Raw genomic sequence first — 20,975 nt, forward strand, 5'->3', positions numbered from 1 at the left:
TTCGGTCCAGCCGGCCAGCGCCGAGCTAGATGGGTCGCTTGCCCCGCACCGAGACGCGCTGCGGAAAGCGCACGCCTGCGGGCGGTGGATCAAGATTGGCGACCGCCAGCAAGGCGGCCTTGAGTTGCTCGTCACGGTCATCGCGACCGGTCGATTTGAGCACGCTGACTTGCGTGACGCGTCCGCCGGGCGAGATCGTGATGGCGAAATCACCGGTGAACGACAGGCGGTTGAGCTTGTCGTTGCGCTGAATGCGCTCTTGCAGCACCGCGCTCAGGTACCGACGATAGAACACCTCGCCCATACCGCCACCGCCGCCGACCTTGCCGCAGTTGGGGCCGACACAAGTGCCCGTGCTGGCAGGAGCGCCGTTGCCGCCGCCTGAGCCTGCCGACAGGCCGAACGCGTCCGAACCGGCCTGCGCCGGCCCGTTGATGGTGACCGGCGCGGCAGCGGGCTTGGGCGGCTCGTTGTTGGGAACAGGTGCAGGGTCTGGCTTGTTGGTCGGATCGGGCGGACGCGGCGTGGGTGGTGGTGGCGGAGGCGGTGGTGGAGGCGGCGGCAGCATCTGCACCGCCTGCGGTGGCGGCGCCTCAACCTTCACGCCCGACGTGGCGCTCAGCAGCCCGCCAATGTACCACAACGCGGCCAGCAGCAGCAGGCCGCCGATGATCAACGGCAACCAGCGCTTGAAGCCGCCTTCCTCGTCGGGATCAGCAAGGTCGGGCTTGGCCACGTCAGCAGGCCCTCAGGACGCCGTCGGCTTGCCGGTGACCAGACCGACCTTGTTGAGGTCAAGCTGGCGGCACAGATCGAGCACTTCGGTGATCTTGCCATATTGCGCGGTCTGGTCGCCCTTGAGCACGATCGGCACATCGGGGTTCGAAGCCTTGGCATTGCGCAGGCGGGTTTCCAGATCGGCCAGCGTCACCGGAAAGGCGTCCATGAACACCTGGCCCTGGTTGTTGACCGTTATCGCGATCGTTTTCGGCTGGACCAGGCTCTTGGCCGAACTGGCCTTGGGCAAGTCCACCTTGATGCCCTGCACCGATGCGGTCGCCATCAGGATGAAGATCACCAGCAGCACGTACGCAAGGTCGAGCATCGGCGTGATATTGATGTCGTCGTAGGCCTTGCGGCCGCCACCAACGTCCATGGGTCAGTTCCTTTCGCGCGTCAGCCCGGCTGGGGCCTCAGTAGGCTTCGGTCGAGGCGAGCATGTCCATCTCGGCCGCTTCGTCGCGCTGGATTTCAGCAAGACGCGTGATCAGCTGCTCGATGAACACGCGCATCTGGTCGGCGACCACGGTGATCCGGCCGTTCAGATAGTTGTACCCGAACAGCGAGGGGATGGCGCAGGCCAGACCGGCGATCGTTGCCAACAGTGCCGCAGCGATACCCGGTGCGATCGCGTTCACGTTCACGTCGCCCGCCATCGCCACGCCGCCGAACACGGTCATGACCCCGATCACGGTGCCCAGCAGACCGATGAACGGCCCACCCGAAATCGCGATCGTCAGAATGACCATCAGCTTGTCCAGCTTCTGGTTTTCCTCGACGACCACCGACGAGGCTGCGGCATGCATCGCGCTGACCGCTTCGCTCGACAGCGGCTGAGAACCCCAGCGCTGCTTGCGCATCATCAGTTCCTCGATGCCGCTGGCATAGATCCGCCCCAGCGGCGAACCGCTCAGGCGCTTGGCCTTGGCCGCATCGATGCCTTCGACTTCATCAAGCGGCACCAGCTCGTCGCCCATCGCGCGGAAATAGCGCATGAATTCGGCGTTGTTCTTGTCCGCCTTGTTGAGGTAGCGCACCTTGTTGACCATCAGTGCGATCGCCGCCGCCAGCAGCAGCAGGCACAGCGCGACCACGCCCTGATCGACCGGCTCCAGCTTGCTGACGATGAACATGATCACGCCGCCGCCCGAGCTTTGCTTCTCGGCGGTTTCGGCAACCGACACCAGCTTGCCGCCCGGACCTTCGGCTTGCGCCATCGCCAGGATCATCGTGGCAGGACGCGCGGTCTTGGACAGGCGCACTTCGTCGAGTTCGCCATTGAACGGCTGGCCCGGAGCGCCACCGATGAAGGCGGAGCCGTCGATCGCGGGCAACGCACCCGCGCCGGTACCATCCTCGGTGCCGTTGACGTAAAGGTGGAACGCCGTGCCATCGCTGACAAAGGCCACGTGGGTCCAATCACCCTGCTTGATCGCGGTCTTGCCCTGAACGGCAACGCCCGGCCCTTGCGCGAATGGCACGCCGGCATTGAGCCCGATGACCAGTCCGCCACGCGTGAACAGCGCCTGCGTTCCGGCAAGTTGCTCGGGCTTGACCCATGCGGTGAACGAGAACGGCGCGGCAGCCGGTTGGGCGAGCGAGCCCGAGGCCGCGATCTCGATCTGGCCTTGGCCGGGGAAGCGTGCGGCGCGGCCGATGATGCCGCCATCGTCGATGCCAGCAGGCGCCGCCTTGGCGGCATTCGCGTTCGCGGTGCTGTCGGTGCTCGGCGTGCCGGGGTTTTCGGCGAAGTGGAACACGGCCATGTAATCAGGGTCGAAGGTGCCCTTCTCGTCCGAACCGACCGGCGCGCTCTTGTTGCCGAAATAGAGCCAGATCGCGCGCTTTTCGCCGCCATTGAGGTTGGGCACCGATACCCACGCCGTAGCGATGCCGGTGGTGGCGTCGTAGTGTTCGATGTGGAAGGGCAGCGGCGTCTTGTTGTCGCTGTCGACGAAGCGGATATCCGCGCCGTTGGGCATCGCATCGGTGAAGGTGAAGTTGCCCGAATGCAGCCGCACCAGCACCACCGTGCGGCCAACCGGGCCGCTGACGTTGACGCCCGACGGCGACAGGTCGACCGTCACCGCCTTGCGATAGCTCCATTCCTTGTTCCACCACGCTTCGCTGGCCGCATTGGCGCCGGGCGCAAAACCCAAGGCCGCGAGCAGCACCGCGAACGCCGTCAGCAAACGCATCATGGCCTGCTTCCCCCCGATCGAAGTCACTTCAGAATTCCCCCTTCACCTGGAAGCTGACCCGCGGATCGCCTCGTTTCGTCACCGACCCGTTGGTCAGCGGGACCGCACCGATCACTTCACCAGAGATGTGGTCGAACAATTTCACCCGAACGCCGCCGCCGACGCCGATCAGCTTGTAGTTGGCAGTCTGCCCGGCCAGTGCGTTGCGGATGTGCAGGAAAGCGGCATCGGCAAAGCCGAAGAAGCGCAAATCGCTGACCCAGCTCAAAGCCGGACCACCATTGGCGAACAGATTGCCAAGGCTGGGCGCGCGCAGCTCAAGGCTGGGCGAAATGCCATCGTCGCCCACGGCCTCGGCCGAGTAGTACCCCCGCACCGAGTGGACCCCGCCTGCGGCAAACTGCTCGTTGGTAATCAGATGGGAATCGGCAAGCTGGGCATTGACCCGCAGCGATCCTTCGATGTCACTGCCAAAGTTGTGGCCCAGATCGAGCGACAGGTTGGCATGGATGAAGTTCTCGTTCGAGAACTGCTCTCGATTGCGGAAAGCGTCGGCCGGGACACACACGCCCGAGATATCGACGCATGTGATCCCCTTGATCGTGCGCAGGCCGACTGTCGCTCCTGCGGTGATCGAGTAGTTCGTGCTCTCGGTCGCCCCGGCGAGCGTGTAGCTCATCTCGAACGGAATGTAGCGGATCGGGGCTGAACTGGCGAGCGTTGAGCCGACCGTGATCTTCTGCTTGAAGTTCTTGAAATCCGGGCCGAAGCTGATCGACTGGTACGTGTGCGCGGCGGGCAACTGGTATGTCGCCCGAACGCCGACCTGATAGCCGCGCCCCAGCACTGCCGAGCCACCGGCAGACGCCACGTTGCTGTTCGAATGGTAGCCCGAAACCGAAAAGCTCCATGGGCTGCCGAACAGCGGGATCGAGTACGACCCCGAGATAACCTCGGTCTGCGAACGATGCAGCGGCGCCACGATGTAGGTCAGCGCAGCGGTATGCCCGGCCTGCCACAGGTTCGTGTAGCGCACGCTGGCCGAAGCGCGCAGCGGCGTGGTCGACGGGCTGTTGTCGTTGTCCAGCTCGGCGGTGATATGCAGCGGGCGCGAATCCGTGACGCGCAGATCGACATCGACCGTACCGGGAACGCGGCCGGGCTTGAACTCGGGATTGATCGAGCGATCGGGAAAACGGTTGGCGCGGCTGACATCGGCCTGCAGCGCCTTGAAATCGATCGCCTTGCCCTCTTGGAGCGATGGCACGTGCTGGCGCGCCACCCACAGCGAATGGTACCGGCTATCGGTAACTTTTATGAAGCCGACCGGAACTTCGGCCACTGCGATCTTGACAATACCCTGACCGAAACTCTCGGCATCCTGAACGGGCACATCGACGATGACCGCCTCAAGCCCCTTGGCGGCATAGGCATCCTGCAGCGCCTTGCGCGCCGCCTCGACGTCATCCTTGGTGCGATCAGGACCGGCATGATCGTAGACGATCCGCTCCACTTCACCGACCGAAAGCCGGGTTACGCCCGAAACATCAAAGGCTTGAATGAAGAACTTCTCCGGCGCCGGAGCGGCATCGCCTGGCCCTGGAGCCTTTGCCGGGGCTGCTGCCGGTTCGGCTGCGCACACCGCCGAAACCGGCCAGATGGCCGGCAGGCAGGCGCAAGCACCCAGCACCAGTAAGCGAAAGTCCCTCATTCGAATTAACCGTTCCCCAAGCTTGTGCCCGGGCTCTGGCAGCGTTGTGTGTAACTAGTGTGACGCCAATGCTGCATTGACGCCCCTTTCCCGATCAGCCTCTGCAAACAATCGGAGCCGAACGGCTGAACTGCGAAGGAGCAGGCGCCCATATTCCCCACTCGGGGCCTGACTTTTGCGCGCGCACCGAGCGATGCTTCCCGCGCCAAGATCGCCACAAGCGGCTTGGCAGCATCACCGAATACAAAAAAAGGGCCCCGGAATTGCTTCCGGAGCCCCCTTTTTAGCTAGAGCCTTCGTGAAGAAGGATCAGGCGCCGGTCTTGCCCGAGCAAGTCGGGTTGGCATTCGCTTCCGGCGGGGTCGGCGTAGCCTTCACCGACTTCGCGCGCTGCACGATGTCCTGGATGTACAGGTTCTTGTCAGCCAGAGCGGTCGTCGCCGACTTCTGCAGGAACGTGTCGATCAGGGCCTTCTGCCAAGCGATCGGCAGCACGCCGATGTTCGCCTGGTCGAAGATGCCGATGTTGGCGGCAGCAGCACCCTTGAAGGTGTTGACCGAGAGCGAAGCGTTGGTCGAGTTGCGCGTCACGCCGCCCAGGGCCAGGCCCAGGACTTCGACGATCGCCTGACGGTTGGTGGCGGTGTAGCAGGTGTAGCCGAAGAACTGCGTGGTACCCACGATCGGGTAACCAGCCAGCGGCGCTGCCAGGTTGTTGCCACCGTTGCTGACGTAGAGAACGTCGGTCCAGGCGACCGGGTTTTCACGAACAGCAGCCGTCGAGGTGCTGGTCGCGCTGCGGACGAGACGGGTGTCACCGGCGAGGTAGGCGCCGTTGGCATCCGATTCAGGCGGCAGGATCGCGGTATCGGCGGTGCCGAAAGCCTTGAGAGCCTGAACCAGCGACGGCTGGGCGTAGCCAGTGCCGTTGCTGACCTGCAGCAGAGCCGAAGCCAGGAACGTACCGACCGGGGCGCCCGAGGGAACCGCAGCAGCATCGGGCGACGGCGGGATCGCGTCGGCCGAAATGTAACCGATCTTGCCGTTCACCGTGACGGTGCCGAGCGTGTAGTCGGGAGCCAGCAGGATGTACTTGGCCAGCTTGCTACCACCGTCGGCGGTGACGAACAGACCCGAACCGTCCTTGCCAGTGGGCAGACCGCTGGTGGTGCCCGACTGCGTCACGACGTTGGTACCGTCGTAGTAGGTGCCCGAGACGAGGTTGGTCGAACCGGCGACCTTCGTCGAGAGCGTGTTGGCCGGCTTGTAGTTGCTGTCTTCACGAACCAGCGACAGGTTCACGCCGCCGTTGTTGTTCGAGTTGTACGGCAGGTTGTCGGCCGCACGGTCGTAGGCGTTCTTGTAGTTTGCGGTATCGGCAGCACCGAGCTTGGCAGCCTTCAGACCGGGCTTCGCGCTGTCGATGAGCGGAACCGAGTCAGCCAGACCGCAAACGGCGTTCAGGTGGCGGGTGAACACGTTGGTCGTGCCCGAGTTGTCGAGACGACCGGCCAGACGGATCGGCGCACCGTCAGTTGCCCAACGGGCGGCAGTGTCGTTGGTGGCGTCGAACAGCGGGGTGTTCTTGTTCAGGATCTGGAAAACCGAAGCGTTCCAGTTCTTGTAGTACCCGTTGAAGATACCGCAGTAAGCCTTGCGCGACAGACGCAGCGCGTTCAGTGACACGCCGTTGAACGTGGTGGCCCACTGAGCATTGAAGGTCATCGGAGCGCTGGCAGCGTTAACGCCGTAAACCGGGCTGTAAACGATCGCGACGGGCAGGACGAACAGCGGGAACTGAACCGCGGCACCGGCCGAACCGGCTGCGCCGGGGAACGTACCCGTGGTGGCGCTGGAGCCGCCGTTGTTGAAGTCGGTCAGATCCGAAGGAGCGATCGGGCTGTCCGAGATCGCGTACTGGACATGGCTCCAGCGGGCGTCGGGGGTGCCGGTTTCGCCGAGCGAGTTGAACGGGTTGTAAACGTGCGTGACGCCCGAACCAACGGCCGAACCGTCGAAGTCGTCCTTGAATTCACGCCAGATCTGACGACCGAAGCCCGAACCGGTGCCGACATACTTGGCCGAGAAAGCGGGCTGGATGTCGTTGGCATCAACCGAGCAATCAAGCGCTGGGTTGGCGGTGGTCGGCGAAGCGGGGGTGTACTTGCCGGCGGCGACCGACGAGAACGAACCGTTGGTGGCCGAGGTGCCCGAACCGGAAATGCCGCTGGCGCCGACCTTGTGGTTCACACCGATGCAGTTGAATTCGCGCACGAGCAGCTTCTGCACCGAGGTCGCACCAGCGCCGTGCAGAGAGTTGTCGCCATCGTTCGGGCCGGGAGCCGGCAGCGGCGTAAGGGTCGGCACGAAGGGAACCGGGGTGGTGGCAGCATTGGCCGACGCGCCGGTCAGGCCAGCGACAATCGTCGCGGCCAGCAGCAGGGACTTGGACTTCAGCATTGGATAATCCTTCCAAGGTGAACGAACTAACGGACGAACACGAAACCGGGGCCGAACCGCGCCTCGTCCTTTTTTGGTATGTTAATTCAGTAGCTTGCCCACGAACTCGAAACACGCGGAGCAAAAGGATGCCAGATCATCAAGAGCACGAACGTGATCGCCTCCGGAACCGAGCCCCGAAGTTGAACCTGTTTCATGCAATGATGATGTGCGAACCCCTACACCCCCAAGCCAACGGAATTAACCTTGGCATCGCCGCAGATAGACGGCTTCCGTGACAAAAATGTGATTCATTTGTTTCAACGGGGGTTTTCTTCGCCAGTTTCTCGGCTGTTTTCGGCTGCCGATCAAAACCGCGTTTCGCGTTACGGCCAAGTGCGCCCCAACTTGGTGGGAGGACTGTAACGTTCCTGTCTAATTACAGGCATAAATGATCGGCGGGTGGACGCGGCTTGATGCCGTGCGCGATGGCATCACGTGCTGGCGGGGCGGATAAGTTTGTGCAAATCCAAGGAAATTCAGGCTCCGGCCAACTGGCCGCCGCCCCGGCCGCCGCGCCGTCGTCCGATTCTGCGGATGAGCAACGAACGGTCGGCGGAGCCGGGCGCACGCTCGCATCGGTCCTTGCCGACAGCGGCCTGCTGACGCGCGAGGCGATTCATCGCGCCACCATCGTTCAGACCGAAAGCGGCGAACGCCTCGAATCTGTCGTCACCCGGCTGGGCCTTGCCAGCGAACAGGCATTGAGCGAGGCCTTGGCCGCAGCCAGTGGCCTCCCGCTGGCCAATTCCGCCCAGCTCAAGTCCGCGAACATCGGCGACCATCCGCTTTCGGGCGCATTCCTGCGCGATATCCGCGCCGTGCCGTTGTCTTTCGACGATGCGCATGTGCTGGTCGCGGTGGTCGATCCGTTCGACCCGTTCGTGGCGCAGGCCTTCCGCTTCAGCTATGGCCGCCGCGTCGACCGTGTGGTCGCGCGCGCCAGCGACATCGATGCGGCGATCGAGCGCATTTCCGCGCAGGACGCCGACGAGCCCGATGTCGTCGAAAGCGGGCTGGACAGCGACGATATCGAGCGCCTGCGCGATCTGGTCAGCGATGCGCCCGCCATTCGCGCGGTCAACCGCCTGATCGCCGATGCGGTGGACCAGCGCGCGTCGGACATCCACCTTGAGCCGGGCGAGGATGCCTTGCTCGTCCGTCTGCGGGTCGATGGCATGTTGCGCGAGACCCAGCGCCTGCCCGCCGCGCTAAAGACTTCGGTGATCGCGCGCATCAAGGTGATGGCCGGGCTAGACATTGCCGAGCGACGCTTGCCACAGGACGGCCGTCTGCGGCTTGCCGTGCGCGGACACGACATCGACTTGCGCGTTGCCACCGCCCCGTCGATCGAGGGCGAAAGCGTGGTGCTGCGCATCCTCGACCGCGCCGGTCTGGCGCTTGATCTGACCGCGCTGGGGTTCGACGATGCGCTGGCAGGGCAATTGCGCGAGGCCATACACAAGCCGCACGGCATCGTGCTCGTCACCGGCCCGACCGGCAGCGGCAAGACGACGACATTGTATGCCGCGCTCGCCGAGCTGAACCGGGTCGAACGCAAGCTGCTGACGGTAGAGGATCCGATCGAATACCGGCTGTCCGGCGTGATCCAGACTCAGGTGCATCCGGCAATCGGGTTCACGTTCGCCTCGGCGCTGCGTTCGTTCCTGCGCCAGGATCCGGACGTGATCATGGTCGGCGAAATCCGCGACAGCGAGACGGCGCGCATCGCGGTACAGGCCGCGTTGACCGGACACATGATCCTTTCGACGCTGCACACCAACACAGCGGCTGGCGCGGTCACCCGCCTGCTCGACATGGGAACGGAGCCATTTCTGCTGGGTTCGGTACTGACCGGCGTACTGGCGCAGCGACTGGTGCGCCGCCTGTGTATGGTGTGCCGTGAACCCGTCGCCACCGACAAGCCCCTGCGCAAGGCGACCGGCATCAAGGTCGACACCATCTATCGTCCGCGCGGCTGTCCGTCGTGCAGTGGAACCGGCTATGCGGGCCGGGTCGCGGTGTTCGAATACCTGCCGGTGACCGACGAGATCGCGCGCCTGATCGTCAAGAACGCCAACACCCACCAGATCGAGGATGCCGCGCACGAAGCCGGTCACCGCAGTCTGGTGCACGATGGCTATGCCAAAGTCGCAGCTGGCCTGACCAGCGTGGCCGAAGTGCTGCGGGTTGGGTCGGGCGAATGAGCGAGCTTGCCACCTTTCGCTATCGCGCGGTCCGTGCCGACGGCACGCTCGTCAACGGCGATGTCGTGGCCGCCAGCGACGCCGATGCGGTCCTGCGCATCCGCCGCGAAGGCGCGCGCCCGGTCGCGCTGACGCGGGTCGATCGGCCCGGCACCGGGCGTGCGCGCGGTCCTTCGCGCGCGCAATCCGAAGCAGCGCGGGTGCTGGTTGCCGAACTGGCGGTGCTGCTCAAGGCCGGACTGCCGCTCGACCGCGCGCTGGCGCTGGCGATCGACAATATCGAGGACACGCGCACCGCCACCACGATGGCCGATCTGCTCAAAGCCGTGCGCGAGGGGGCTCCGCTGTCGCGCGCAATGGCCGACAATCCGGCGCTGTTCAGCCCGGCCCATGCTGCCATGGCCGAAGCCGGCGAAGCCAACGGCCGTCTGGGCGAAGCGCTGGAGCGGCTTTCGACGATGCTTGAACAGGCCGCCGATCTGCGCCGGATCATCGTCACCTCAATGATCTATCCGGTTGCGCTGCTGGTCATCGCGGTCGGCGTGATCGCGATGATGCTGCTGTTCGTGGTGCCGCAGTTCGAGCACTTGCTCGACACCTTTCACGGCCAGCTACCCGCAGCCAGCATGGCGGTGATCGGGGCAAGCCGGTTCCTGCGCGCGTGGGGACTGTGGCTGCTGCTGGGGCTTGGCCTTGGCGGGATCGTGCTGGCACAGGCGCTGGCCCGCCCCGGCGCGCGGCTGGTGCTTGACCGCGTGATCCTGGGCGTGCCGCAGCTGGGCGAACTGGCGCGGCGGATCGACACCGCCCGGTTTGCCCACACGCTCGGCGCGCTGCTCGAAGGCGGCGTGCCCCTGCCCCACGCGCTGTCGCTTGCCCGCCGCACGATCGCCAACAGCGTGATCGGCGATGCCGTCGGCCGCGTAGCAGATGGCGTGCGCGAAGGCGGCGGTCTGGCGCAGCCGCTCGCCGCAACCGGCGTGCTGCCGCGCATGGCGGTGTCGTTCCTGCGCACGGGTGAGGAAACCTCGCAACTGGCGCTGATGCTCTCGCGCCTTGCCATGGTGCTCGACCGCGACGTGCGCACCCGGCTGGAACGGCTGGTGGCGCTGCTGACGCCCGCGATCACCGTCATTCTGGGCGCCGCCGTGGCCGGCATCATCGCCTCAATTCTTTCCGCAATCCTCGGTTTCAACGATCTGGCAGTGGCACAACCTTGATGTCCAAGCTTTCCGCAACGCGCCGCCCGACGACTGGCGGCACCCCCGGCGAGGCCGGTTTCACCTTGCTCGAACTGCTCGTCGTACTGGCGATCCTCGGCTTGCTGGCGGCCATCGTCGGCCCGCAGGTGATCCGCTACCTCGGCTCCTCGCGCACGCAGACCGCGCATGTTCAGGCCAAGAACATCGCCGCCGCGCTCGAACTCTATCGGCTTGACGCCGGGCGCTACCCGACCGCGGAAGAGGGCTTGCCCGCGCTGGTCAAGGCACCGGGCGGCAACCCTGCCTGGAACGGTCCCTACATCGGCGATGCCGGCGCGCTCAACGACCCCTGGGGCAAGCCTTACCTGTTCAAGGTGCCGGGCGATCACGGCGAGATCGACGTCTACAGCTATGGTTCGGACAGCGCTGCGGGTGGCACCGGCGAGGCCAAAGATGTCGGCAACTGGTAGGCATTCGGGCCACCCCATTGCCGATCGGTCGGAGGCCGGGTTCACGCTGCTGGAATTGCTGGTGGCCGTGGGGATCATGGCGCTTGTCGCGGGCATCGCCTTTCCGGTCTTGCAACACCGGCTGGCAGCGCGCGGCGCAGAGGAAGTTGCCGCGACCGTGCGGTTGGCCTTGGCGCAGGCGCGCGGCGATGCGCTGGCATCGGACGCCCCGGTGACGCTTACGCTTGCCGGCGACGGAACGCTGCTGGCTTTCGGCAACGGCCGTGCCCCGCTGCCCCTGCCCGAGAGCCGTCCGGCGATCGACTGGCCTCGCGATGGTTTCACGTTCAATCCCGACGGCTCTGCCCGTGGCGGTCGCGCGACGATCGATCAGGGTGTGCGGGCACGCCGGATCACTCTTGACCCCGACGACAGCCGGGTGATCATCACGGCCGACCCGGCGCTGCCATGACGCTCGGCAACTGCCACGCGGAGACGGAAGAGCTTGGCTTCTCGCTGGTCGAAGCGCTGATCGCGCTCGCCATCATCGCGGCCACCACCGCGATGCTGTTCACCACCATCGGACAGGATGCCCGCACGCGCCACGCGGTTGCCGAACGGCGCGTGGCGGTGCTTGTTGCGCAATCCGCGCTCGATCGGGCGGCGGCGGACGATGGAGCGACCGAGGGACGCTCGCAGGGTCTGGACTGGCGCATCGCGCGTGAGCCCTATGGCACGGCTGATCCGCTCGACCCGGCGCCGCTGGAACAACTGACGGTAACGGTCGCCGACGCCGGGCAGCGGCCGCTGCTGACGCTTGCGACCGTGCGGATCAAGCCATGAACCGGCCCGCAATCGTCCGACAGCCGACCGGCAACGGCTTCTCGCTTGTCGAGATGCTGGTGGCGCTGGCGATAACCGGCGTGGCAGCGACGTTGCTTGCGGCGGGGATCGCGCGGATCGGACAGACCGTCGCCCGCACCCAACAGGCCGACAACCGCATCGACGAAGTGCAACGCGTGCAGTTTCGCCTGCGCACCCTTCTCGAAAGTGCAACACCGCTCGGCGATGGCCAGACCGGCGGAACGGGCATCGATTTTCGCGGCAACGATATCCGGCTCGATTTCGTCGCCAACGCGCCAGACCGCGCCAGCCCCGATGCGCCCTGGCGCTATCGGCTTGTCCGCAACACTGCCGGAGACCTGATGCTCTACACGCTCAACCGCCTTGATGCCATGATCGATCCCCGCGCACCCGAAACGCAAGGTTGGCAGGCTACCCGTCTGCTCGCGGGAACCGAAGCGTTCGAGCTGCGCTATTACGGCCCGCAACCAGCGGCAGCCGATGGCCCGGCATGGCAGCGCACTTGGGGCAGTCGGCCGCAATTGCCGCTGCTGGTGCAGATCGACGTGCGCTTTGCCGATGACGACCGGCGCACATGGCCCGATCTGGTGATCCATCCGCGCGGGGCAACCACCTCGCCCTGCCCGGCCGTCGCCCGCGCCGATCGGTGCGGAGCAAAGTCATGAGTTCGCGCGGGTTGCTCGATGCCGACATGCAGACCCTTGGCGGCTGGATCGCTGACGCGGTACACTGGTGGACCGACGAATTGCGCGCGATGGTGCCGCAAGGTCTGCGCGCACGGCTTTCTCCCAGCCTTGCCGAAATTCGCTTCGATCCCGACCAGCAGACGTTCGCCGATGAACCGCGCGGGGCGTGGGTTGCGGTGCTGCCCGAGGGCGTTGCGCTGTTGCGGCGGGTGCCGTTGCCGCCAGTGCGCGGGCGCGAACTGCAACGCCTGATCGAGCTTGATGCCGACCGGCTGATGCCGTTCGGCGGCGGGGCGATGATCGTAGCCGGACAGGCCCAGCCCGGTTCCGCAGCGCCCGACAGCGCAGAAGCCCAAGCTGCCGACCTTGCCGTGGCAGGCCTGCCAACCGGGCTTGCCACCGCAATTGCCGCCGCAATCAAGGCTGCACCACGCGAACCGGCTCGCCTGCTCGTCAAGGTGGAGCGCGGCTTGCCGATCGATCTGCTGCCCGCGTTGCGCCGGGCGGGCCTGTTGCCCGACCGCAGCGGCGCGGCGCTGCGGTGGTGGGCGGCTGTCGCCTTTCTGTTTGCGCTCAACATCGCGCTGCTTGTCTGGCGCGATGTTGCCGCACGCGATGCCATGGCCGAAGCGGTCGCCGCGCAACAGCCCGGCATGATGGCGGTGCGCCAGATCACCGGCCGCATGCACCGCGCAGACCAGCTTGCCGCCGCCGCGCTCGCCAGTCGCGAACGGGCCGAGCCGCTGGCGCTGATGGCGCGGCTGCAGTCAGCTCTGCCCCCCGGCGCTTGGCTTCAGCGCATGGCGTGGAGCGATGGCTCGCTGCGCCTGACCGGATTCCGTCCGCCCAATGCCGACGTCTCGGGCGCATTGCGCCATGCCGGGTTCGTCACCGTGCGCTATGGCGACGGCGCGTCATCGTCGAGCGCCACCACCGCCACGCCGCTGGGTCAGCCGTTCGAGATCATCGTCCGTACCGACCCGGCCAGACCGGTCGCCAAGACGGAAAGACAGTGAACATGCGCGCGCTATCGCCCCGCGAATCCCGCCTTGTCGCGGTCATGATCCTGATCGCACTGTTCGTCGCCGTGCAATGGCTGGTGATCGGGCCGGTCGTGGCAGGCTTCACCGGTCGCGCCGCCGAGCGCGCCGATCTTGCCTTGCGCTATGCTGCCAACGACCGGATGATCGCGGCGATCCCGCGCCTGCGCCGCCAGGCCGAGAGCCGCCAGCGCGCGCTGGCCGGCTTTGCCTTGCGCGCACCCGACCAGGCGACCGCCACCGAACAGTTGCGCGAACGGCTTCAGGCCCAGGTCGCGGCGGTCGGCGGCGACTTTCGCGGGGCGGAGGACTTGCCCGCCGCCGAAGGAACCGCCGCCTGCCGCATCCGCGCCCGGCTGAGTTCCGAGCAACTGTTCCGCCTGCTGGCGCTGGCGCAAAACGCACGGCCTGCGCTTGTCATACCCTCGCTCGTGGTCGGTGCAGATGACGCGCTGATCGTCGCCCACGCCGTAACCCTGGATGTCCAGCTTGACGCCTCGATTCCCGTTCTCGCTGCCCCCGCACGGTAGCCCGGCGCGCCTTCCGGCGTTGCTCGTGCCGCTGCTCGGCGGCCTTGCTGTCGTGCAACTGCTGTTGCCGGGCGGCATCTCGCTGCCACCGGCAGGCGCGCCTGCACGCCTCGCCATGCCTGCGCTGCCCGGAGAGCCCGGAACCGTATCGGTTCCGCCGCAACTGGCGCAGCGTCTGCTGTTCGCGCCCACCGCGGGGGCGGGGGCCGGCTCCACCACGACTGCGCCGCCCGATCCGCTTGGCGGCGCGATCATTGCCGGGACACTGCGGCGGCGCGGGGCAATGCTTGCGGTCGTGCAGATGCCCGATCGTTCCGTCCGCTATGTCGCGCGTGGCGGAACCGTGGCCGATTGGCGCATCGTCGGGCTCGACCACGGTGGTGCCCGCCTTGCCCGTCCCTCGGGCGAAACCCTTACCGTTCCCTATGGCACCCGCGCGGTCGCAGCCGGTGGCCAAAGCCCCAATTCCTCTGCGGAAGAAGAACAATGATGATCTCGCGCCCGTTGATTACGTCGCTGCTGACCGCACCGGCACTCGCGACGCCGGTCCTGCCGGTGCCCCAGTTCGGCCACATCACCGACGACAGGGTCCACGAAGCCGCTACTCCGCCGGTCATCGCGGTGCCCGCACTGGCGCAGGCCGCGCTCGATGCCGGGCGCGACGAACATGTCCGTTCGACCATCCTGACCGGTGAAACCACCATGCCGGTGGTCACGCGCCCGGTCACCACCCCCCCGGCAAGGGGCGACATCTCGCTCAACCTGCCGCAGGCCGATGTCAGCGTGGTCGCCGCCACCGTGCTGGGCGATCTGCTGCACAAGAACTTCACCATTGCTCCGGGGCTGAGCGGGCCGGTGTCGTTCGTCACACCCTATCCGGTATCGCGCGGTGCGCTGATCGGCCTGCTCGAAGACGCGCTGCGCGCTTCGAACATGGCGCTGGTGCCGCAGGGCGGTGGCTATGCGATTCAGGCATCCGCCTCCACCCGCGCGCCGATCGCGCAGGATGTGGCGGGTTTCGGCAGCGAAGTGATCTCGCTGCGCTTCATCAACGCCGACGAAGTACGCAAGGTGCTGGATTCGCTGTTGCCCGGCGTCGTTACCTCGACCGATACCGGCACCGGCACGATCACCATCAGCGGCACCACCGGCCAGCGCGGCAGCGCGCGCGACTTGCTGCGCCAGTTCGACGTCGACTGGCTGCGCAACACCAGCTTTGCGCTCTATGTGCCGCAAAAGACCGATTCCCGGCTGATCGTCCCCTCGCTCGACAAGCTGATCAACGCCCCGGATTCGCCGACGCGGGGGCTGGTACGCTTGCTGGCGATGGATCAGATCAACGGCATTCTGGCGATCAGCACGAACCCGCAATACTTGCAGGACGTGCGCCGCTGGATCGAGATCCTTGACCGCGAAGGCCAGAGCACCGAGCCCCGGATCTATGTCTACCGCGTCCAGAACGGCCGCGCGCGCGACCTGACGCGGACGATCAACGCCGCCTTCGGATCGAGCGGTGGCGGCGCGGGCTATGGCTCCGGAGGCGGTTCGGGGGGCAGCGAAGGCGACAACCCCGCATCCGCTGCCAACGGCTTTGGCCAGCAACCGGCCCCGCCGCCTTCGGTCAACGGTGCATCGGGTGGTGGGCAGTCAGGCAGCGGACAACGTCAGAACAGTCAGGGCTTCGGCAGCAACAACAGCAATGGCGGCGGACCGGGCAACTCTGGCACGCACGTCACCTCGGACGAGGTCAACAACGCGGTCATCATCTATGCCACCCCGCGCGAGTACGCGGTTGTCGAGGATGCGCTGCGCAAGCTCGACCTGCCGCCCACGCAGGTCATGATCGAAGCCGCGATCACCGAAGTCGGCCTCAACGACGATCTCGGCTATGGTGTGCAGTGGAACTTTGCCAGCAACGGCAACACGCTTGGCGTTGGCACGGCCAGCGCAGCGCCGGGCGGCGCCACGACGTTCAGCTATTCGTACACCGGAAGCAGCATCGCCGCTTCGTTGAAGGCGCTGGAACAACGCACCAGCGTCAAGGTCGTCTCGGCGCCCAAGCTGCTGGTGCTCAACAACCAGACCGCAGCGCTGCAAGTGGGTGATCAGGTGCCGATCTCGACCGGTTCGGCGACCAACCTGACCGGCACGACCTCGATCGTCAACACCATCGAATACCGCGATACCGGCGTGATCCTCAAGATCACTCCGCGCGTCAACGCCAGCGGCGTGATCCAGTTGGACGTCAGCCAGGAAGTCAGCGACGTCAGCACCGCCAGTTCCAGCAGCCAGACCCAGCAGCAGACGCCGACGATCTCCACCCGGCGGATCGCCACCACGGTCGCGGTTCCCGACAATCAGGTGATCGCGCTGGGCGGCCTGTTTCGCGACAACAACCAGCTGATCCGCAACGGCATTCCGTTCTTGTCGCGGATCCCCGTGCTGGGCGGGCTGTTCGGCACCCAGCAAAAGGTGCAGAAGCGTACCGAACTGGTCGTGCTGCTCAAGCCGCACGTGCTGCACACCCCCGACGATGGCCGCGCGGTGACCGAGGAACTGCGCGCCAAGCTGCGCACGCTTGAACCCTTCCGCTCCACCGGCCGGATTCCCTGATGCGCGCACCGCCGCCTGACGAAGATCGGCCGGTCGAAGAACCGGAAGCCGGTTATGCGCTGGTGGCGGCGGTGGTCGGGCTGGCCTTGTTCGCGGGGATTGCGGTCACGGCGCTGACCGCCACCCGCGCCCAGATCGAAACCGGACGCGGCGAGATCCTGCGCGCCAAGGCTTTGGCGGCCGCCGATGCGGGCATCGCGATCACGCTGCACGATCTCGTTTCGCGCGACCCGGCGGCGATCGACGCGCTGGATGGCCGAACCCGCGTCTTGTCCTATGAAGCGGCGGAACTGAGCGCGCGGATCGTCGATGAGAAGGGCAAGATCCCGCTCAATGCGATCGATGACGCCACGGTCACCCGCCTGTTCGAACAACTCGGTCTGCAAGGCGAAGCTTTGGAAACCGCGCGCGATTCGTTGCTCGACTGGATCGACGACGATGAGGATGTCCGGCCGATAGGCGCCGAAACGGCCTATTACGCGCCATTCGGGATAGCGCCACGCAACAGCGGGTTGCAATCGCTCGGCGAACTCGCGCGCATCCGGGGCATCGGGCCGGTGCTGGCGGCACGGATGGCGCCGTTCGTCAGCGTCGATCCCGATGCGCTGTCGTTCGATCCCGCGCACGCCGATCCGCGCGCGATCGCGGTGATGACCGAAGGCGGCGCGGATTCGGTCGCCGCCATCGCGGCTGCGCGCGAACAGGCGGGACAGCGCACCGCGCTGGGCTTCGGCGATGCCAAGGCGTTGGTCGGTCGCCCGCTGACGATCGCGGTGGATGCGGTGTTATCGGGCGGTGGCCGCGCGCATCGTGAGGCGCAAGTGATCATCACCGCCAATGCCGCACATCCGTTCCTGATCCGCGCCTGGCATTAGCCGAAACGAACCCTCAGGGGTGCAGGCCAAGTCCCGCTGGCCGCAAACCGGCCGTGGCAAGACCGCCCCCGGGATTGCTGGCATTGGCCGCCAGACCGTTGACCGGCAGGCCCCACGGGGCGAACAGCGACCGCGCGACGGGCGCGGCACTGCGCACCACTGCTTGAACCGGGCGGCGCGGTTGCCTTGACACGACCCGGCTTAGCAGGGCCACCGACGGCTCGCCGCTGGTGAGCACGGGATCGCCCGCGCCCGGCCCGCCGTCGCCCGGCATGCGATAGAAGATGTGTGCGCCGATCTTGGCAACCGCCGTGCCTGTCGCAGCCCAGTACGGCAGTACATAGTCGGCGTGGTAGTGCGTGGCGCCATGGACCCGGTCGGGCGAAATCCCGTCGATCACAGACAGGGCCACCGCACGCGCCGTGGCAAAAGTTTCCGCGCGCAACCGCCGGTAAAGCGAGCCGTCGCAGGTAAAGGTGAACTGGCAACCGGTCGTCCGGTCCGAGCCAGAGAATACGACCCCGCAGACCGTCTTGGGAAAGCGCGGATGGCGCATACGGTTGAGGATAACCTGCGCGACCGCCTCCTGCCCCTGAACCGGCTGGTTGCCCGCTTCATAGGCGATGGCTGCGGTCATGCAGTCGACCGCCCGCTGGCGATCGCTCGAGCCGGTGAACAAGGCCGGCGCCGTGGCGATGGTCCCCGCCAGCGAGGGATCGGCGCGGTCGATCACGGCAAGGTTGGCGGCAGCGACAGGGTTTGCAGCGCCGACAGGGTTGGCGCCTGCGGGCACCACCGGAAGGCCCGCAACGGCCAGCCCTTGCGCCTGCACCGCCATCGGCAGCAACGCCACCAAGGCCGCTGCAAGCAGTGCCCACAGCAAACCCGGCTGGCGTGTGCGCAGCATATCGGAAACCCCCGTCATGCCTCGCCCTTGGGGCAGCAATGTTTCATTTGATTGACACATTGGCGCGCAATGGGGGCGCGAAGCATTTTTCCCGCGCCAACTCGTGCGCGGGCCTATCGGAAAGTCCACGATGCCCCACCGCAAGATCGCTGTCATCGCCGCGCTGCTGATCGGCTGTGCACCACTCTCCGGCCTCGCCAAGCCAGCGCCAGCGCCCAACCTTTTGCCACACCGCATCCTGACCTGCCGCCTTGGCCACATCACCAATTTCGATCCGAGCCGCGAGCAGAAGGCTTCGGAGCTGAAGTTCGACAGCACCCACGCCTTTGCGCTGGAATTGCCCGCGATCCCGCGCCGGACCACGCCCCCGCCCGAGGCCGTCGATCCGCCGGAAAAGGTCGATCCGCGCACGCGCATCCTCAGCGATCCCGATCATATCGCGCCGCAGGTGAAGCCGGTGTTCGACCGGGTGATCGACATGTGGCCCGACCGGGTGGAACTGACCGGCATGATCCGCGATCCGCAGATGAACGTGATCGTGATCAATCCGATCGACGAAGCGCATGGCACCGCCAACCTGTTCATGCTGCGCGCCAGCGAGCTGACGCACTTCGATGAAAAGGCGCTTTATCAGGGAACCTGCGCGGTCGAACTGCGCGGCAAGAAGGGGAAATAACGCGCGAAGAAGCCGGGGCGCGCAGGCTCCGGCTTTTCCAGCACGGCTGATGTGTTCAGCGGCTCGCCAATGACGGGAGCCGCCACCGGCTCTGCAAGCACCGGCGCGGCAGCTTCCACCGGAAACGCCGGACGGACAAGGCGCGGCGGCGTGGTTGCCTTGCCATGCGCGCGATTGGTGGCCGCGCGTACGGCATTGCGGATGCGTGGCAACTGGTCATCGCCAAATTGCGCCGGGTAGGCTTCGGGCAGCGTATCCAGCAACGCGACCGCCTGGGCATTCTCGCCGATCGAGGCAAGGAACCGCACTTTGCCCAGATCACACAACAGGCGGCGGAACGGATCGATGCTGCGATCGCGCGTGCGGTCGAGCAGTTCCAGCTTGTATTCGAGCGTCATCGCCGGGATCGGATCGGTCGCGAAGGCTTCGGGCGCGAACGGCTTGATCAGGCGGAACATGCCCAGCGACCAGACTTCGCCCAGATACTCGAAATGGTCCGCGAAATGCTCCTGCATGATCTTCAGGAACGGCAAGCCATCGATGAAATAGTCCTGCTGCAACAGGATACCGCCGACCAGAAGGTGCGGCATGAAAGTGCGCAGCACCGCCATCTGGATCGCGTGGCTTTTCACCACGTCAAGGAACATGATCTCGATCGGAGCGCCGTCCCACGTCGCCAGCGAGATGTCGCCCATGGTCAGCTCGACCTTGTCGGCCACCGGCGCGATGTTGCCGCGCAGATAGGCCTCGAAGCTTTCGCCCACCTGCCAGTCGCCCGCCACATTGTGGCGCTCGAAGAACGGGATCATGCCGGGGTTGACGATGCCATACTCGTACGTGCGGATCGGTTGCGGCCAGCGCGCCAGGATGGCATCGCGCGCCGGGTTGCCTTCGATCCCCGTGCCAAGGCACAACGTCGAACCACCACAGAACACCCCGGCATCGACGATAACGCCATCGCCGCGATATTCGTGCTGCGCCAGTGCCTGAAGCAGCAGGCGTTCCTTCAGGCTCATCATCGATGGCACCGCCAGCACGGCATCGGGCAGGGTTCCGTCGAGCGCATTGGCGAGAATGGAGACGTCAGCGGTATGCATACGGATCGGCGCCTTGAAAGGTGTTCGGGGCAAAATGACCGGGACGCCAGCGGACCTTTGCCCGAAGACATCTTCCCTGCCCCAACCCTTTCCGTGTTACGCAATCATGACGAAGCGCGGATTTGTCCTGATTGATGGCATTCAGGCTGATCGCGTGAGGCGTATCCGGGTGCGCGCCATGCTGCCTGGAATGGCGCGAGGCTTGTCCACCCGGACCTCGGCCACCATCACCCGCCGATCCGCAAGACAGTGTTCGGCAAGGCGGCGGGCGAACGTCTCGATCAGGGCAATGCGCTCCTGCCCCAGCGCCTGCGTCGCTGCATGGATGCCGCGATAGTCAAAGGTCTGGTCTAGTTCGTCGGCCTCGGGCGGGGTGACGTCGAGCGTGACATGGACGAACAGCGGCTGTTGCACGCCGATCTCCGCGCTCAGCACACCGATGTCGGCATGCACCGGAATGTCATCGAGCATGACCTGACAATACGCTGCAACGGGCGCGACGATGGGCGCGCTCTCCCGCTCTGTCGCAACAAGGCGCGCAGGCTTGCCGGTCAACACCACTCTCCCCATCCCTTGCCCGCCCCGATGGGGCAGAATTGTATGTCTGACTTACTATAATTCTCGACAATGGCAATCGC

At 65.9% G+C, this 20,975-nt stretch carries 20 protein-coding genes; 12 read left to right on the forward strand and 8 right to left on the reverse strand.

All coding sequences use genetic code 11. The annotated features are described in order from the left end of the window. Positions 1-25 precede the first annotated feature (25 nt). The 5 genes from LDN95_RS23260 to LDN95_RS00960 all read right to left on the reverse strand — a co-directional run bounded on the left by LDN95_RS23260 (position 26) and on the right by LDN95_RS00960 (position 7,152). Positions 26-736: an energy transducer TonB gene (locus LDN95_RS23260; protein WP_226015744.1), complete on the reverse strand. Its 711-nt coding sequence runs from the start codon at positions 734-736 to the stop codon at positions 26-28. Positions 737-748: 12 nt separating this feature from the next. Next, positions 749-1,156, reverse strand: coding sequence for a biopolymer transporter ExbD (locus tag LDN95_RS00945; protein WP_226015745.1), 408 nt, complete (start codon positions 1,154-1,156; stop codon positions 749-751). Between the two features lie 37 nt (positions 1,157-1,193). Then, positions 1,194-2,981: a DUF2341 domain-containing protein gene (locus LDN95_RS00950; protein ID WP_226015746.1), complete on the reverse strand. Its 1,788-nt coding sequence runs from the start codon at positions 2,979-2,981 to the stop codon at positions 1,194-1,196. Positions 2,982-3,009: 28 nt separating this feature from the next. After that, positions 3,010-4,692 carry a ShlB/FhaC/HecB family hemolysin secretion/activation protein gene (locus LDN95_RS00955; protein WP_226015747.1) on the reverse strand — a complete coding sequence of 561 codons (1,683 nt, stop codon included), beginning with the start codon at positions 4,690-4,692 and terminating at the stop codon, positions 3,010-3,012. A gap of 309 nt (positions 4,693-5,001) precedes the next feature. Further along, the gene (locus LDN95_RS00960) at positions 5,002-7,152 is read right to left on the reverse strand and encodes a substrate-binding domain-containing protein (protein WP_226015748.1); all 2,151 of its coding nucleotides are present in this window, start codon (positions 7,150-7,152) and stop codon (positions 5,002-5,004) included. A gap of 500 nt (positions 7,153-7,652) precedes the next feature. On the opposite strand from LDN95_RS00960, the gene LDN95_RS00965 reads away from it, so the two are divergent. The 11 genes from LDN95_RS00965 to LDN95_RS01015 are packed head-to-tail and all read left to right on the forward strand — an operon-like array spanning position 7,653 to position 17,657. Beyond that, entirely contained in the window at positions 7,653-9,398 is a 1,746-nt protein-coding gene (locus LDN95_RS00965; RefSeq protein WP_226015749.1) for a GspE/PulE family protein, read from the forward strand. Beyond that, positions 9,395-10,618 (forward strand): type II secretion system F family protein, encoded by a 1,224-nt coding sequence (locus LDN95_RS00970; RefSeq protein WP_226015750.1) that lies wholly within the window; start codon positions 9,395-9,397, stop codon positions 10,616-10,618. Before LDN95_RS00965 ends, LDN95_RS00970 begins: the two co-directional genes overlap by 4 nt. Next, complete coding sequence (gspG, locus tag LDN95_RS00975) at positions 10,618-11,070, forward strand: type II secretion system major pseudopilin GspG (RefSeq protein WP_226015751.1); 453 nt, start codon at positions 10,618-10,620, stop codon at positions 11,068-11,070. The genes LDN95_RS00970 and gspG overlap by 1 nt, the downstream gene beginning before the upstream one ends. Continuing rightward, positions 11,054-11,521 carry a Tfp pilus assembly protein FimT/FimU gene (locus LDN95_RS00980; protein ID WP_226015752.1) on the forward strand — a complete coding sequence of 156 codons (468 nt, stop codon included), beginning with the start codon at positions 11,054-11,056 and terminating at the stop codon, positions 11,519-11,521. Before gspG ends, LDN95_RS00980 begins: the two co-directional genes overlap by 17 nt. Beyond that, positions 11,518-11,892 carry a hypothetical protein gene (locus tag LDN95_RS00985; RefSeq protein WP_226015753.1) on the forward strand — a complete coding sequence of 125 codons (375 nt, stop codon included), beginning with the start codon at positions 11,518-11,520 and terminating at the stop codon, positions 11,890-11,892. Before LDN95_RS00980 ends, LDN95_RS00985 begins: the two co-directional genes overlap by 4 nt. Further along, positions 11,889-12,578: a prepilin-type N-terminal cleavage/methylation domain-containing protein gene (locus LDN95_RS00990; protein WP_226015754.1), complete on the forward strand. Its 690-nt coding sequence runs from the start codon at positions 11,889-11,891 to the stop codon at positions 12,576-12,578. Before LDN95_RS00985 ends, LDN95_RS00990 begins: the two co-directional genes overlap by 4 nt. Further along, complete coding sequence (locus tag LDN95_RS00995) at positions 12,575-13,615, forward strand: PilN domain-containing protein (protein WP_226015755.1); 1,041 nt, start codon at positions 12,575-12,577, stop codon at positions 13,613-13,615. The genes LDN95_RS00990 and LDN95_RS00995 overlap by 4 nt, the downstream gene beginning before the upstream one ends. Before the next feature lie 2 nt (positions 13,616-13,617). Further along, positions 13,618-14,169: a type II secretion system protein GspM gene (gene gspM / locus LDN95_RS01000; RefSeq protein ID WP_226015756.1), complete on the forward strand. Its 552-nt coding sequence runs from the start codon at positions 13,618-13,620 to the stop codon at positions 14,167-14,169. Next, entirely contained in the window at positions 14,129-14,659 is a 531-nt protein-coding gene (locus LDN95_RS01005; protein ID WP_226015757.1) for a hypothetical protein, read from the forward strand. The genes gspM and LDN95_RS01005 overlap by 41 nt, the downstream gene beginning before the upstream one ends. Next, positions 14,656-16,782: a type II secretion system secretin GspD gene (gspD, locus tag LDN95_RS01010; protein ID WP_226015758.1), complete on the forward strand. Its 2,127-nt coding sequence runs from the start codon at positions 14,656-14,658 to the stop codon at positions 16,780-16,782. The genes LDN95_RS01005 and gspD overlap by 4 nt, the downstream gene beginning before the upstream one ends. Then, positions 16,782-17,657, forward strand: a complete 876-nt coding sequence (locus tag LDN95_RS01015) for a general secretion pathway protein GspK (protein WP_226015759.1) — start codon at positions 16,782-16,784, stop codon at positions 17,655-17,657. Before gspD ends, LDN95_RS01015 begins: the two co-directional genes overlap by 1 nt. 13 nt (positions 17,658-17,670) lie before the next feature. Here LDN95_RS01015 and LDN95_RS01020 read toward each other — a convergent pair whose 3' ends face one another. Next, positions 17,671-18,582 carry a cell wall hydrolase gene (locus tag LDN95_RS01020; RefSeq protein ID WP_226015760.1) on the reverse strand — a complete coding sequence of 304 codons (912 nt, stop codon included), beginning with the start codon at positions 18,580-18,582 and terminating at the stop codon, positions 17,671-17,673. 112 nt (positions 18,583-18,694) lie between these two features. Between LDN95_RS01020 and LDN95_RS01025 the strand changes: the two genes are divergently transcribed. Continuing rightward, entirely contained in the window at positions 18,695-19,240 is a 546-nt protein-coding gene (locus LDN95_RS01025) for a hypothetical protein (RefSeq protein WP_226015761.1), read from the forward strand. Here the strand turns inward: LDN95_RS01025 and LDN95_RS01030 are convergent. Both LDN95_RS01030 and LDN95_RS01035 read right to left on the reverse strand, forming a co-directional pair. Next, complete coding sequence (locus LDN95_RS01030) at positions 19,195-20,337, reverse strand: hypothetical protein (protein WP_226015762.1); 1,143 nt, start codon at positions 20,335-20,337, stop codon at positions 19,195-19,197. The two genes, LDN95_RS01025 and LDN95_RS01030, sit on opposite strands and share 46 nt — an antisense overlap. 141 nt (positions 20,338-20,478) lie before the next feature. After that, positions 20,479-20,892 (reverse strand): dihydroneopterin aldolase, encoded by a 414-nt coding sequence (locus tag LDN95_RS01035; protein ID WP_226015763.1) that lies wholly within the window; start codon positions 20,890-20,892, stop codon positions 20,479-20,481. Positions 20,893-20,975: the final 83 nt, after the last annotated feature.

The sequence above is a fragment of the Novosphingobium sp. FKTRR1 genome (assembly GCF_020404405.1).
In the GTDB taxonomy this organism is placed as follows: domain Bacteria; phylum Pseudomonadota; class Alphaproteobacteria; order Sphingomonadales; family Sphingomonadaceae; genus Novosphingobium.

What these genes read in the sequence shown, in the direction of transcription:
- LDN95_RS00945 (WP_226015745.1), bottom strand. Translation starts at nt 1,156, where the DNA reads ATGGACGTTGGTGGCGGCCGCAAGGCCTACGACGACATCAATATCACG.
- LDN95_RS00950 (WP_226015746.1), bottom strand. Translation starts at nt 2,981, where the DNA reads ATGATGCGTTTGCTGACGGCGTTCGCGGTGCTGCTCGCGGCCTTGGGT.
- LDN95_RS00955 (WP_226015747.1), bottom strand. Translation starts at nt 4,692, where the DNA reads ATGAGGGACTTTCGCTTACTGGTGCTGGGTGCTTGCGCCTGCCTGCCG.
- LDN95_RS00960 (WP_226015748.1), bottom strand. Translation starts at nt 7,152, where the DNA reads ATGCTGAAGTCCAAGTCCCTGCTGCTGGCCGCGACGATTGTCGCTGGC.
- LDN95_RS00970 (WP_226015750.1), top strand. Translation starts at nt 9,395, where the DNA reads ATGAGCGAGCTTGCCACCTTTCGCTATCGCGCGGTCCGTGCCGACGGC.
- gspG (WP_226015751.1), top strand. Translation starts at nt 10,618, where the DNA reads ATGTCCAAGCTTTCCGCAACGCGCCGCCCGACGACTGGCGGCACCCCC.
- LDN95_RS00980 (WP_226015752.1), top strand. Translation starts at nt 11,054, where the DNA reads ATGTCGGCAACTGGTAGGCATTCGGGCCACCCCATTGCCGATCGGTCG.
- LDN95_RS00985 (WP_226015753.1), top strand. Translation starts at nt 11,518, where the DNA reads ATGACGCTCGGCAACTGCCACGCGGAGACGGAAGAGCTTGGCTTCTCG.
- LDN95_RS00990 (WP_226015754.1), top strand. Translation starts at nt 11,889, where the DNA reads ATGAACCGGCCCGCAATCGTCCGACAGCCGACCGGCAACGGCTTCTCG.
- LDN95_RS00995 (WP_226015755.1), top strand. Translation starts at nt 12,575, where the DNA reads ATGAGTTCGCGCGGGTTGCTCGATGCCGACATGCAGACCCTTGGCGGC.
- gspM (WP_226015756.1), top strand. Translation starts at nt 13,618, where the DNA reads ATGCGCGCGCTATCGCCCCGCGAATCCCGCCTTGTCGCGGTCATGATC.
- gspD (WP_226015758.1), top strand. Translation starts at nt 14,656, where the DNA reads ATGATGATCTCGCGCCCGTTGATTACGTCGCTGCTGACCGCACCGGCA.
- LDN95_RS01015 (WP_226015759.1), top strand. Translation starts at nt 16,782, where the DNA reads ATGCGCGCACCGCCGCCTGACGAAGATCGGCCGGTCGAAGAACCGGAA.
- LDN95_RS01020 (WP_226015760.1), bottom strand. Translation starts at nt 18,582, where the DNA reads ATGACGGGGGTTTCCGATATGCTGCGCACACGCCAGCCGGGTTTGCTG.
- LDN95_RS01025 (WP_226015761.1), top strand. Translation starts at nt 18,695, where the DNA reads ATGCCCCACCGCAAGATCGCTGTCATCGCCGCGCTGCTGATCGGCTGT.
- LDN95_RS01030 (WP_226015762.1), bottom strand. Translation starts at nt 20,337, where the DNA reads ATGCATACCGCTGACGTCTCCATTCTCGCCAATGCGCTCGACGGAACC.